Source organism: Marinobacter sp., assembly GCF_033722195.1.
Classification (GTDB): Bacteria; Pseudomonadota; Gammaproteobacteria; order Pseudomonadales; family Oleiphilaceae; genus Marinobacter.
In genome coordinates this window covers 35,614-48,457 of record NZ_JAWVZL010000020.1, presented here as the reverse complement: position 1 = coordinate 48,457, position 12,844 = coordinate 35,614, and the positions used below count along the sequence as shown (strand labels likewise).

Here is a 12,844-nt window from a genome sequence, read left to right as displayed (position 1 = left end):
GTCAATGTCGTAGGAAGCGCCAAAACGGGCATAGCCGTAAATGCTGGCACTGTAGCCGGCAGGATCGCCGGGGCTCTTGGGGAACAGCTCGACGGCGCCGGCCTGGCTGGCCAGGGTCAGAGCCAGTGCGGAAGTGGTTGCCCGGATGGCAAGTGTTAATCGCTTGGTTGTCATAATGCTTGTCTCCATGGAGCTTATTGTTTTGGGCCACCGCGGGGCGGGGCCTGGACTGGAGCTGCCCGCCGGCAGGCTCCGGATGTCAGGCCGTGTCTGAACGGCCGGGTGCGGCGGCACCTGTGCTGGGGTAGAGGCCGGTTGCTAGTCCGGAATCCGGACCTGGTCGTCTTCGAAGCGGATCCGGTCCGCCTCGGCCGGATCCGCCGCGATGGCCGGGAGGTTGGTCAGGGTCAGGGCCGGCGCACCCGGGCCGCGCGGGACGGTACGCACCACCTGGCTCGGTGGCAGCTCGGTGCCGTTGCTCAGGTGGTCATAGACCAGGTCCAGGGCCTGGAAGTAGTAGTGGTGCAGGGGAATGTAGCGTTCATTGAAGCCGGGGAAGCCATTGAGCACATCCAGGTGCTGGGCGTTGAGCACCTCGATGTAGCGCAGGCCGCTGGCATCGCCTTCCTTGCGCTGATTGAGGCCAAAATAGGGCCGCGAGGTGTGATTGATCGGCAGGATGGCGTCGGCCCGGCCGGTCACGAAGATCGCGGGTTTGCCCTGCAAATCACCACTGGCGCGGACCGCCTCGATGCCCCGGGCAATCCGTTGCGCCCGCTCGATGTCCTGCGGCGATGCCAGGGCGTCCCCGGTGACCGGGTCCTTGCCCTCGGCCAGACCCCGCAGGCACAGAAGGGCGTCCAGGCCATAGTCCTGCAGGCCACTGCTGGGTGAGGTGCTGACCGCCAGGTTGGTGGCCACGCCGGCCGCCTCGTCAAACACCAGGTTGACGCCGGCGCTGGGGGGAATGCCGTTGCTGGTGGAGAACAGGCGCGCCTCGGCAGCGTCACTCAGTGGCACCACCTCACCGCCGGCGCCGGTTGCCGCCAGGCTCAGGCCACAGGTCCGGTCCTCGACACCAAAGCGGCCATAGGCATTGGCGTAGGTCATGCTGATGCTCTGGGACACCGCCAGGCCGAAGTGGATCGGCGCCAGTGGCCGCTGCTCCGGCGCGATGGCGAAATCCTCCTCCAGGATACGCAGCGCTTCGGTGGCCTGGGCGTCCAGGTCGGCGCCGGCGACCAGATTCTTGGCCAGCAGGGCACTGCAGATGTTCTGGTCAATGCCGGCCGGGTTGAAGACGCCGTTGAAAGGCGCAGTGCTCAGGGCCGGTGCCCGGTTGGCGCAACCCTGATAGACCGCAATGGCGGTGGTGTAGTCCAGCAGGCTGCGGCTGTGCTCGGTGATCACCGGGCCGCTGCCCTGGCGGATGGTGAAACTGCGATCCACCGCCGGATTGACGTTGGGCTCGGACACCGCAACACCGTCGATCAGGCCGGCGCGGTCCTGCTCCGCCGCCCGCACAGAGGCACCACCGCCGTTGGACACGCTGGAAGCGATCACCAGGGTGTTGTCGGGGGTGACGGTAACAAGGCGTTTACCATTGCGGAATTCCTCACCGAAGGTCTGATTGAGGACGTAGAACCCGAACTGGATCGACTGCAGTACGTGAGTGCCCCAGTCCGCCTCCGGGTTGGCTTCCGAGTGGGCATGCTTGTAGGCGAAGCGGTCCGGGTACTGGCCGGTGAAGGCGGCACGCTCCACATCGCTGAGATCGGCGCGGAACTGCACGTCGGCATTCGCGTCTGTGGTCAGCCGGCCATCGATACGCTGGGCGGCGTTGGTCTCCAGGTTGTGGGAGCCGGTGCCGGTGCCCTTGTCGGTGTAGACCACGGCACAGCCTTTCTTCAGGCCCCACTCGCCTGCAGTCCCTATGGCACCGTAGATGCCACGGGAGCCGGAAGAGGGCGCGGTCACCATGCAGGCGGCGTCAGGATCGAAACTGTCGGGCACCTGCACCATGACGGTCACCGGCACCTTGCTGCCAGGCACCCGCATGAAGGCCAGGGTTTCCTCCCCCGGAATCCGGCCTTCCGGGTCGCTGGCGTCCACGGCCGGGCCGAACAGGCTGCCGTAGCCGCCACCCGGGACGGTATCCACCAGTGCCCGGTAATTGGTATGGATGGCCAGGGTGCGCAGCTCATCGGCGGTGGGGTTGAGGGCATCGGCGAAGGTGGGGGCGGTGCTGCTGCCCAGGCCGCTGGCACCAAGACCGGCGGTGAGCAGGTCATTGTCGCCACGGTAGGAGGTGGTCTGGATATCGCCGGCGATGAACGGCGGGAGCTGGTTGAATTTGGGGTTGTCTTTACAGCCGCTCAGGCTCAGTGCCAGGAGCGCCCCCGCAGGAATTGCGAGAAAGGCTCGGATCTTCATGTTGGATTCCTTCCAGTCATTGTTATTGTTCGCGAGTGTCCAATGCCGACCGCAACACGACCCGGACCTCTGGCCAAATCCCTATGCCGATCCTGTGCCAAGTTTTAAAACCTATTTGATACAAAGACTTAACGTTGGAAAAAACAAACGCCCATTATCGATTCCGGAAAACCGGACAGCCTCAGAGCCCGAACTGGGCCCGATCGGACGGCTCGACACCGCGAGGCGCGCATGCCTGGGTGGTGGTGAAGGGAGTGTCCGGAAAACGGGACGCTGTCCTGTAATCCGGACAAAGTGTGCAGTTCGGGCCGCCGCCGGCGGCCGTTGCGCCGCCGGACTGCCGGGGGGTCAGTCGTTGACGAGGTGGACGTCCATGGTGATATCCGGCTTGAGGGCCTTGGACACCGGACAGTTCACCTTGGCGGTGTTGGCGGCTTCCAGCAACGCCACTTCATCGGCACCGGGCACCTTGGCATGGACATCGAAGTGGATGGCGGAGATCTCGAAGCCGCCTTCCACTTCCGTCAGCTCCACCTCGGCCTTGGTGTCGATGCTGTCCGGTACGTAGTCCGACTCCCCCAGCACCATCGACAGGGCCATGGAGAAACAGCCGGCATGGGCCACACCCAGCAACTCCTCCGGGTTGGTCCCCTTGCCGTCCTCGAAGCGGGTACGGAACGAATAGGCCTGGTCGGAGAGCACACCACTCTCGGTGGACACCGTGCCCTTACCGTCCTTGAGGCTGCCTTCCCAGTGTGCGCTAGCTTTGCGTTTCATAGCTCCTCCTTCGGTTGCAGTGGACCAACCGGGATGCACTGGACTGCGTGACTCAGCGATCGCCGGCCAGCCGTTGGCGAATGGCGGCGACCAGCTGGTTGACTGCTTCCCGGGCCTCACCATCGTGTTGTAACCGGAAACTCTCCCGGTAGGATTCCAGCCGGCCGTCCGGCTCCGTGGAGCGGCGATCCAGGTACTCGCAGGCGGCCAGGTGGGCCTTGATCTCGGCGTCGATCACCCGGCCCAACAGCAGGTCCACCTGCTCGTCGAAGAATGGCCTCAGCCTGTTGACACGGGCACGGGCGTCGAGGGCCGCGTTGCGGGCAGACAACCGGCTGTCCGCCGTACTCTCGCCGTTCTCCACTGCCCGCAGGAAGTTGCCCACCCTCTCGTGCAGGGTCCAGGCCGCCTCCCAGACCGACTCCCAGACCGGGTACTGCCGGCGGAAGCGCTCCTCTTCGAGCCCGGAGGCTGCCCCGGCGGTGCCCTCGGACGCCGGTCCGCGCATGCGGAGTTCGTCGAGCTCGTGCCAGAGCCCGTCCAGGCGATGTCGCAGGGTCTCCTGCTCGGCCCGCAGCTGCTGGCGCAGCCGGGCAACCACCATCACCGCCAGCAGGGCGGCCAATAGCAGGCCCGCGATTAATGCCGGCAGCGGATGGGTCGCCAGCAACGCCAGTGCGGACTCCAGATCCATGGCCTGTCCTCGATCGCTCACAAAACAACCAATTCAGTGTGCCACAGCTGCGGGAGGACAAACAGCCGGGTTGCCGACGAGGGTGCAGACGATGGTCCCGGCGCCGGCATCGACCGGGCTATAATGACCCTGCCGGTGGCCATGGCGGCCGCCTGGCCTTGTCTTCCGTCACCAGCGAGTACGCCATGACCCCGGGCATCAAAGTCGCCGTCAGCGCCGGCATTGCGCACCAGATTCACCAATACAGCCACGACCCCAAGGCCGAGTCCTATGGCGCCGAAGCCGCCGAAAAACTGGGACTGCCGCCGCAGCGGGTGTTCAAGACGCTGGTGCTGGCCCTGGACACCGGCGAGCTGGTGGTGGCGGTCGTGCCGGTATCCGGCATGGTCATTTTCAAGGCCCTGGCCTGGGCCGCCGGCGCCAAGAAAGCCGCTATGGCCGAAGCCGGGGCGGTGAGCCGCAGTACCGGTTACGTTCTGGGTGGCGTCAGCCCCCTGGGCCAGAAAAAAGCCCTTCGCACGTTTATCGACGAATCCGCGCAGGGGTTCGACAGCATCTTCGTCAGCGCCGGCAGGCGAGGCCTGGAGATCGAGCTGGCCGCCGCTGACCTGGCGGCCCTGTGCCGGGGCTCGTTTGCCGCCATCGCCCAGGACTGAGCCGGGCCCTGCATCCGCCCCGGACCGGACACCGTATGTCCTGGCAGAACCCGAACCTGACCGGAGAGGCCTTGTGACTACCCTGACCCGACTGATCCGTACCAGTGTTGCCGGCCTCCTCGGCCTGGTGCTGGCGGGCTGTGCCACTCACATCAACGAGCCGGAGCGGATTCCGGAGCTGGCGGAGACCGACTTCCAGGTCCGCGAGGGGGTTACCTATTCCCCGCCCCGGTGGCCCCAGGCCCTGCAGGCCGATCTCTACCTGCCCCAGGTGGAGACGCCGGCGCCGGCGGTCTTGATGGTGCATGGTGGCGGCTGGGAGCGGCGCTCCAGGGAGGACATGACCTGGCTGGCGGAAGCCCTGGCCGGCCACGGTTTCATGGTGATGAACATCGATTACCGGTTCGCGCCGGAATTCACCTTTCCGGCCCAGCTCCACGACCTCCAGGTGGCCATGGGCTGGCTAAGGGATCACGCCGGCGAGCTGAACCTGGACCCGGACCGCATCGGCGCCTTCGGATTCTCCTCCGGCGCTCACCTGGTGGCCCTGCTGGCCACAGTGGCCAGCAGCGACAGTGAACTCAACGAGCCCCATGGCGGCCCCCATACCCGCCCAGGCGCGGTGGTGGCCGGCGGCCTGCCGGCGGACCTGGTGGCCTTCGGCTCCGGCAAGCTGATCCGGCAATTTCTCGGCGGCAATCTGGAGCAGATGCCCGAGACCTACCGGGCGGCCTCACCCATCACCCACGTCACCGCCAACAGCCCGCCCTTCTTCCTGTTCCACGGTGGCCTGGATGGCCTGGTGCCGGAATCCCAGGCCCGGAATTTCCGTGCCAGGCTGGCCGAGCACGGTGTCGAGAACCAGCTCTACATCATGCACCTGCGGGGCCACATCCTCAGTTTTGCCAGCGCCGGAACCGTGATGGACGAGGCCATGGCGTTCCTGGACCAGCATCTGGAGGGCCCCTAGCCGTCTGCTAGAGCGTCAGAAACGGGGCCAGTGCCAACCCCAGGATCAGCACGATGGCCAGGCAGGTGGCCAGCATGGTGACCGGCCGCCGGCGCCAGCGCTGCCAGTGGCCGCCCGCCTCGCCCCGGCGGACGGCCTCTTCATAGGCAGCGCGCTGGCGGGCCTGGCGCTCGGCCTGGTAGGCGGCCAGCAGGTTGCGGGCGCGCTCGGCCTCGTCGGCGTCATGCACCCAGAAGCCGCCCATGCTGATGCCCCAGCGGCTGACCGGGGTTTCGTAATAGGGCACGTCGTGCTCTTCGAACAGGGCCCGGATCTCGTCGGCCTCGTCGTCGGGGACATGGCGCAGGTTCATCAGGTGGTGGGGCATGGCAGTGCTTCTTCCAGTGGGACAGGTCCCCAGTCTAGCACTGCCGGCCTTGGCGGCTGCAGGGCCAATCAGGTTACACTTCGACCATGACTGACCACCCGGACACGCCATGACCGATCCGCTGCTGACGCTGCTGGACATCGACGCACAGGTCCGTCGGGACCAGGACCAGACGCCGGCTTTCCTGCATCGTCGCGACCGTCGTTTCGCCATCGCCTGCCATGAACGCGGCGAAACGCCCGGGCTCCGGGCCTGGCTGGACCACCTGGCCGGCCTGAGTGACACCGCCGTGCCCCCGGCCCGGCGGCAGCGGCAACCGGATCCTCGCCTGCAGCCCTGGCGCCGCCTGACCGTAACCTGGTGTCTGGCCGGCGCTGTCCTGGGCGTCACCGCCATGCTGGGGCTGCTGTTCTACGACGGCAGCCAGCAGATCAACGTCACCGTTATCCTTGCCTTTATCGCCCTCCAACTCCTGCTGGCACTGCTGACCAGCGGATTCGCGCTGGCCAACCGCCAACCCTGGGGCCGGCTGCTTGAAGCCCTGCTGGGCAAATGGCGGCAGCGCTCCGGCCAGCAGAGTCCGCCTCCGATACTGCGCCAGCTCCAGCCCCAGCTGGCGGCCCGGGTGGCGCACCTGGGGGGGCTGGTGTTCGCCGTCAGCGCCTGGCTGACGCTGCTGGTGCTGGTGGTCATCCAGGACCTGGCCTTTGGCTGGAGCACCACCCTGGATACCGCAGCCGCCAGCTATCATCGCCTGATCCTGACCCTCGCCACCCCCTGGCAGGCACTCTGGCCGGCGGCCGTGCCCAGCCTGGAGCTGGTCACCGAGTCCCGCTTCTTCCGCCTGGGCGGTGCCGGGGCCGACGCCGGCCGCTGGGGTGACTGGTGGCCTTTTGTCGCCATGGCCTGGCTGTTCTACGCGGTGCTGCCGCGGCTACTGTTGCTGGCCCTCGCCACCGGCCACCTGCGCTGGCGCGTCCGGCGCCTGTTGCAGCGCCACCCCGGGGTGCTGGCGCTGCAGTACCGGATGGAAACCCCGGCCCTGGAAGTGGGCACCGGTGCCGCCGACAGCCACCACCAGCCCGACCTGGGCCAGGGCCAGTCGCTGGCGGACTGGCCGGAACAGTGCCACGCCCTGGTGCGCTGGGCCGGCGCCGGGGAACCCGGACAGGCGCGCCTGCTGCTGACTGCCGGCGAGGCGCCCCTGGTGGACGCCGGCGGCGCCCTGTCCCTGGCGCAGGACCGGCAGGCCCTGGCGCGGGTCGGGAGCGCGCTGCCCGAGACCGGCGGTGGTGTGCTGGTGCTGAGCCGGGCCTGGGAGCCGCCCACCGCCGAACTGGCGGATTTTCTTCAGGACGCCCGCCAGCTCTGGCCCGAACGCTGCCGGATCACGCTGGTGCCGGTGCTGGAAGACCTCGCCGCACGACCTCCCGGCCATCAGCTGGCGCAGTGGCAACGCTTTGTCGAGCGCCATCCGGCACTGCGACTGCAGACCAGCCACCCCCACGAGTGGCTCAATCCGCCGACGCAGGCTGCCGCCAGGGTAGCCACCGCCGGCTATCCGGAGGGCGGAGCATGACCACAGCGCCCGTGTTTGCGGTGGTGGGGCACCCCAACAAGGGCAAGTCCAGCGTGGTGGCGACCCTGTCCCAGAACGATCGCATTGCCATCGCCCTCGAACCGGGCACCACCCGCGACCGCCAGCCCTATCCGCTGACGGTGGATGGCGGGGTGCTCTACACCCTGGTGGATACCCCCGGTTTCCAGCGCCCGCGGCGTGTGCTGCAGTGGCTGGAGGCCCACAGCCTGGATGCCGCGGACCGGCCGGAGACAGTGGCGGCCTTCGTTCACCAGCACCGGGACGACCCCCGCTTTCACGACGAATGCGAGCTGCTGGCGCCGCTGCTGGAGGGCGCCGGCATCATCTACGTGGTGGACGGCTCGGTGCCCTACAGCGCCGAGCACGAGGCCGAGATGACCATCCTGCGCTGGACCGGCCGCCCCAGCCTGGCACTGGTGAACAGTATCGGCGATCAGGATTACGGCGACAGTTGGCAGGCCGCACTGGGCCAGTTTTTCCAGGTGGTGCGACGGTTCGACGCGGTGCGCGCTCCGTTTGATCAGCACCTGAGTCTGCTGCGGGCTTTCGGTCAGCTGGAGCCCGGCTGGGAACAGCCGCTGGCGGAGGCAGTGAGCCATCTCTCCGAGCAGCGCCGGCAACGACGGCGCGAGGCCGCCGCGCTTACCGCCCGGGCCCTGGCGGACATGCTGTCCTGGGCCGAGCAACGCACCCTGACGGTCAACCAGGCCGCCAGCCAGGGCAGCGACGATCTGGCCCGGGAGCTGCGGGAGCGCTGGTACCAGCGCCAGCGCCAGCGGGAGCAGAGCCTGCGGCTGGAGGTGGAGCATCTGTACCAGCATACCCGGCTCAACCGGCAGGAAGCGGAATTGAGCTGGCACCGGGACCACGATCTGTTCAGCGAGCGCAGCCGCAAGCTCTGGGGCGTCAGCCGCAGCTATCTGGCCACGGCGGGCTTTGGCGCCGGCGCCGCCGGTGGCGTCGGCATCGATGCCCTCACCCTGGGGCATTCGTTCGGTGCCGGGGCCCTGATTGGCGGTCTGATCGGTGCCGCCGGCAGTGTGCTCTACGGCGACCGGCTGGCGGCGTCGGCGCTGAATATCAGCGGCTGGAACCAGGGTCTGCAGACCGCCCGCTTCGGGCCGGTGCAGGACAGCCAGTTCGGCTACGTCATCCTGGGCCGGGCGGTCGACCACTGGTGGCGGGTGGCCCATCGCAACCACGCCGGCCGGGAGCCCCTGGACCTGCAGCCCACCGATACCCACTGGCTGGAACGCCTGGACCGCAGCCACCGCAGCGAACTCCAGCGGGCCTTCGAGCAGTGCCGCAAGGGCCGGCCCATGGACCGGGAACAGCATCAACGCATGGTGGATGCCATCGAGGCGGCGTTTGCCGCCTATGACCATTGGCGGTTGAATCCGACCTGACAGGGATGTTTATACTGTAATACTGGTAACCACACAGTGAGGAAGGTCATGAAAATCGTCAGAGTCGAAGACATCATGGGTACCGAACGGGAAGTCGAGGGCCCGGGCTGGACCAGCCGCCGCTTGTTGTTGAAGAAGGACGGCATGGGTTTCTCCTTTCACGAGACCATCATCCCCGCCGGGGCCGAGTTGCACCTGTGGTACAAGTATCACCTGGAAGCGGTCTATTGCGTGGCCGGTAACGGCACCATTACCGACCTGGACACGGACGAGACCCACGAGATCAAGGACGGTACCCTCTACGCCCTCGACAAGAACGATCGCCATATCCTCAAGGGCGGTACCGAGGATATGCGCCTGATCTGCGCCTTCAATCCCCCTGTCACCGGCCGTGAGACCCACGACGCCGACGGCGCCTACAACCTGGTGGAAGAAGAGTAACGCACCACGCTGGCTTCGACAGCGTGACGGAGACAGACCGGCAGCCTGTCGGCACCGCAAGACTTTTGCTGGTAGCCACCCTGCTGTGGCTGACCGGACTGTATCTCCGTGTTCCCATTCTGGTGGCGCCTGCCCTGGCGCCCTTCATTGCCGACGACCTGGCCCTGTCACAGGCGCTGACCGGCGCCCTGACCGCCTTGCCGGTACTGATGCTGGCGGTGGGCGCCATGCCCGGATCGCTGCTGATTTCCCGCCTCGGGCCCCGCCATACCCTGGCTCTGGCCCTGTTCCTGGCCGCCGCCGGCTCCGCCGCCCGCGCCCTGGCGCCCGATGTGGGTCTGTTGCTGCTGACCACGGCGGTTATGGGGCTGGGGGTGGCCATGATGCAGCCGGCGCTACCGGCGCTTTTGCCCCGCTGGCTGGAGCCCCGGCATCTGGCGCTGGGCTCGGCAGTCTACATGAACGGCATGCTGATGGGGGAGTTCGTTGGCGCCGGCCTGACCCTGCCGCTGATGATGCCGCAGCTGGACAACAGCTGGCGGCTGACCCTGCTGGCCTGGTCGGTGCCGGCACTGGTGATCGTGGCATTGCTCTACCTGCCCATCCGCCAGCGCCGGGGACCGGTGGAGCGTCCGGCCTGGATACCGGACTGGCGCAATCCCCTGACCCTGAAGCTAGGGCTGCTGCTGGGCGCCTCGGGCTCGCTGTTCTTTGGCGTCAACGCCTACCTGGGCAGCCTGCTGGAACAGCGGGGGGAACTGGCCCGGCTCGACAGCGCGCTGTTTTTCTTCAATATCGCCCAGGTGGCAGCCTCCCTGGTGATGCTGGCCATGGCACGGCACTGGGTGGGCCGCCGCAAGCCGGTCGTGGTATCGGCGGCGGTGAGCCTGGTGGCGGTGGCGGGCATGATCCTGACCAGCGGCTGGCCCAGCATCGCGTTGGCGGTGCTGATGAGCTTCTCCGCCGGCATCATGCTGATCCTGCTGGTGGCACTGCCGCCCCTGCTGGCCGGTGACGGCGATGCCGGACGGCTGGCGGCGGGCAACTTCACCGTCGGCTACACCCTGTCCTTTGCCCTGCCGATGCTCGGCGGACTGCTGGCGGACCTGGCCGGTGATATCCGGCTGGCACTGGCGGTGCTGCTGGGTTACGGCCTGCTGGTGCTGCCGGTGGCGATGAGTCTGGATCTGCGCCGGCCGGAATGAAAAACGCCCGGCAAGGGCCGGGCGTCCGGGGTTACTGCAGGCGCTCGCCTCAGACGTAGTAGTCTTTCAGCGGCGGGAAGCCATTGAATTCCACCGCACTGTAGGTGGTGGTGTAGGCACCGGTGGACAGCCAGTAGAGGCGGTCACCGATGGCCAGGTTCAGCGGCAGGCCGTACTTGTAGTGCTCGTACATGATGTCGGCACTGTCACAGGTGGGGCCGGCGATAACCACTTCCTCGTGCTCGCCCTGCTTCTCGGTGTAGATCGGGAACTTGATGGACTCGTCCAGGGTCTCGATCAGGCCGGAGAACTTGCCCACGTCGGTGAACACCCAGCGGTGCAGGGCGGTGCGGGATTTACGGGAAATCAGCACGACCTCGCTCACCAGGATACCGGCGTTGGAAATCAGCGAGCGGCCGGGCTCGATGATGATCTCGGGGAAGTCGTCACCGAAATCCTCCCGGATGAAACGCTCGATCTCCTCGGCGTAGGTCTTCAGGTCGTTGGTGCGGTTGATGTAGTTGGCCGGAAAGCCACCCCCCATGTTGATCATCTTCAGTTCGATGCCGTCTTCTTCCTTCAGACGCTCGAAAATGACCTTGACCTTGCCCAAGGCGGCGTCCCAGGCGCCGATTTCCCGCTGCTGGGAACCCACATGGAAAGACACACCGTAGGGTACAAGACCCAGGTCCCGGGCCAGGATCAGCAGGTCCATAGCCATGTCGGTCTGGCAGCCGAACTTGCGTGACAGCGGCCAGTCGGCGGTCAGGGTGCCTTCGGTCAGGATCCGCACGTAAACCTTGGAGCCCGGCGCCGCCTTGGCGATGTTGCGCAGGTCGGCTTCGGAATCGGTGGCGTACAGACGCACGCCCTTCTCGTAGAAGGTGCGGATGTCGCGGCTCTTCTTGATGGTATTGCCATAGCTGATGCGGTCGGGGGAAACGCCGTGCTTCATGACCTTTTCCAGCTCATAGACCGAGGCGATGTCGAAGTTGGACCCCTTGTCCCTCAGCATGGTCAGGATTTCCGGTGCCGGGTTGGCCTTCACCGCGTAGTAGACGCTGGCGTACGGAAAACCTTCGATCAGCTCGTCGTACTGACGGCTGATGGTCGCGGTATCAATCACCACAAAGGGCGTTTCCTTGGTATCAGCCAGGGCCTTGATGCGGCTGAAAGTCTCGGAATCGTAGTAGTCACTGATCTGGATCGCGGTTTGGTCGGTCATGGGCTTGTGTCTTTCCTCCAACGGGAATCAGCCGGCGCACGGAATCGCCCCGGCCACGGGGTGGCGGAGCAAAATGGTCGCCGAATGTAGGGCGTTTCCGGCCCGGGCTCTATGCGCATTTTTACCCATAGGGGCGGGTCATTGCTCAGGCCATAAACGACACCCTAGACCGATTTGGCGATTTTGGCTAGACCGCGATCGGCCAGGGCGGCGTCGGATCCAGCGGGGTGTGGGGATCCTTCGGCGTGGAGGCCCGGCTCAGGTGATCGAGGATGGCCTGCTTGAGGGCGCCGCCCTGGTTCAGGCCCTGGTTGCCGAACAGCCGGTTGAACTCCAGCAGATAGGGCATGCCCGCCAACATGGCGATGTCGAAACCGGCATGATCCACCCCCAGGTCCCTGGCCACCCTCAGCGCCAGTTCGGTAGCGACCGCCGGCACCGGGGAGTGGTCGACACGGCCGCCGCGGGCCACATTGTTGTAGAAGCCCTGCTCGGCCTGATGACGCCAGTAGGCGGTCACCACCCGGTCGCCCACGATCACCACCCGGATATCCCGGTCGATGGGCAGGTATTCCTGGGCGTAGAGCACGTCCGCGGACTCGCAGTAGCGTTTCCAGCCGGCACGGTCCTCGATCAGCCAGACACCCTCGCCCATGCTGGCCCGGGGCCGCTTGGCCACGAACGGCAGCGGCATGGCATCCCACACCAGCTCCCGCTCCCGGGGGCCGTTGGCCTCGATCATGGTCCAGGGCGTGTTTAACGGCGCCACCGCCTGGAAGGCCCGGGTCATCTCGATCTTGTCATGGCCGATGCGATAGCTGGCTTCGCTGGGAAACACCCGGCACTTGAGGCCGTGGACCAGGGCGTTGAGCTGCCAGTACTCGGGGAAAAGCACCCAGTCGGCGGCACGAAGCTCGTCCTTGTGGCGGAGGAAGTGGTCGGGCTTGATGACCTGGGTATCGGGGAAGCCGAGGGTCCGAAACACATCAAAAGATATCAGACGCATGATGTTCAAAAACTGACCAGAGGGGGAGACCGGCGCATTGTAGTGTGGCGCCGGATTTTGGCAA

At 66.5% G+C, this 12,844-nt stretch carries 12 protein-coding genes; 6 read left to right on the top strand and 6 right to left on the bottom strand.

Annotated elements, in window-relative coordinates; all coding sequences use genetic code 11:
• Nucleotides 1-318: 318 nt before the first annotated feature.
• From R3280_RS06020 to R3280_RS06010, 3 genes are all read right to left on the bottom strand, one after another.
• A complete protein-coding gene (locus tag R3280_RS06020) occupies nucleotides 319-2,433 on the bottom strand; it encodes a 3-hydroxybutyrate oligomer hydrolase family protein (RefSeq protein ID WP_318997678.1) in 2,115 nt (704 codons plus the stop codon).
• 348 nt (nucleotides 2,434-2,781) lie between these two features.
• Complete coding sequence (locus R3280_RS06015; RefSeq protein WP_318997677.1) at nucleotides 2,782-3,210, bottom strand: OsmC family protein; 429 nt, start codon at nucleotides 3,208-3,210, stop codon at nucleotides 2,782-2,784.
• Between the two features lie 52 nt (nucleotides 3,211-3,262).
• Complete coding sequence (locus tag R3280_RS06010) at nucleotides 3,263-3,904, bottom strand: hypothetical protein (protein ID WP_318997676.1); 642 nt, start codon at nucleotides 3,902-3,904, stop codon at nucleotides 3,263-3,265.
• A 185-nt stretch (nucleotides 3,905-4,089) separates the two neighbouring features.
• Here R3280_RS06010 and ybaK point away from each other — a divergent pair, with 185 nt between their 5' ends.
• Together ybaK and R3280_RS06000 are read left to right on the top strand one after the other, a co-directional pair.
• Nucleotides 4,090-4,560 (top strand): Cys-tRNA(Pro) deacylase, encoded by a 471-nt coding sequence (gene ybaK / locus R3280_RS06005; RefSeq protein WP_318997682.1) that lies wholly within the window; start codon nucleotides 4,090-4,092, stop codon nucleotides 4,558-4,560.
• A 73-nt stretch (nucleotides 4,561-4,633) separates the two neighbouring features.
• The gene (locus R3280_RS06000; protein WP_318997675.1) at nucleotides 4,634-5,530 is read left to right on the top strand and encodes an alpha/beta hydrolase; all 897 of its coding nucleotides are present in this window, start codon (nucleotides 4,634-4,636) and stop codon (nucleotides 5,528-5,530) included.
• Nucleotides 5,531-5,537: 7 nt separating this feature from the next.
• On the opposite strand, the gene R3280_RS05995 is transcribed toward R3280_RS06000, so the two are convergent.
• Nucleotides 5,538-5,897 (bottom strand): DUF6164 family protein, encoded by a 360-nt coding sequence (locus R3280_RS05995; RefSeq protein WP_318997674.1) that lies wholly within the window; start codon nucleotides 5,895-5,897, stop codon nucleotides 5,538-5,540.
• A gap of 109 nt (nucleotides 5,898-6,006) precedes the next feature.
• On the opposite strand from R3280_RS05995, the gene R3280_RS05990 reads away from it, so the two are divergent.
• From R3280_RS05990 to R3280_RS05975, 4 genes are read left to right on the top strand one after another with little or no spacing between them, the layout of a single operon-like run.
• Nucleotides 6,007-7,476, top strand: coding sequence for a DUF2868 domain-containing protein (locus R3280_RS05990; RefSeq protein WP_318997673.1), 1,470 nt, complete (start codon nucleotides 6,007-6,009; stop codon nucleotides 7,474-7,476).
• On the top strand, nucleotides 7,473-8,903 hold the full coding sequence (locus tag R3280_RS05985) for a GTPase/DUF3482 domain-containing protein (RefSeq protein ID WP_318997672.1): 1,431 nt from the start codon (nucleotides 7,473-7,475) through the stop codon (nucleotides 8,901-8,903). Before R3280_RS05990 ends, R3280_RS05985 begins: the two co-directional genes overlap by 4 nt.
• A gap of 48 nt (nucleotides 8,904-8,951) precedes the next feature.
• Entirely contained in the window at nucleotides 8,952-9,344 is a 393-nt protein-coding gene (locus R3280_RS05980) for an ectoine synthase (protein WP_318997671.1), read from the top strand.
• 23 nt (nucleotides 9,345-9,367) lie between these two features.
• Nucleotides 9,368-10,549, top strand: coding sequence for a CynX/NimT family MFS transporter (locus R3280_RS05975; RefSeq protein WP_318997670.1), 1,182 nt, complete (start codon nucleotides 9,368-9,370; stop codon nucleotides 10,547-10,549).
• A 49-nt stretch (nucleotides 10,550-10,598) separates the two neighbouring features.
• Here R3280_RS05975 and R3280_RS05970 read toward each other — a convergent pair whose 3' ends face one another.
• Nucleotides 10,599-11,774 carry a type III PLP-dependent enzyme gene (locus R3280_RS05970; RefSeq protein ID WP_318997669.1) on the bottom strand — a complete coding sequence of 392 codons (1,176 nt, stop codon included), beginning with the start codon at nucleotides 11,772-11,774 and terminating at the stop codon, nucleotides 10,599-10,601.
• Nucleotides 11,775-11,961: 187 nt separating this feature from the next.
• The gene (locus R3280_RS05965) at nucleotides 11,962-12,780 is read right to left on the bottom strand and encodes a hypothetical protein (protein WP_318997668.1); all 819 of its coding nucleotides are present in this window, start codon (nucleotides 12,778-12,780) and stop codon (nucleotides 11,962-11,964) included.
• Between the last annotated feature and the right edge of the window lie 64 nt (nucleotides 12,781-12,844).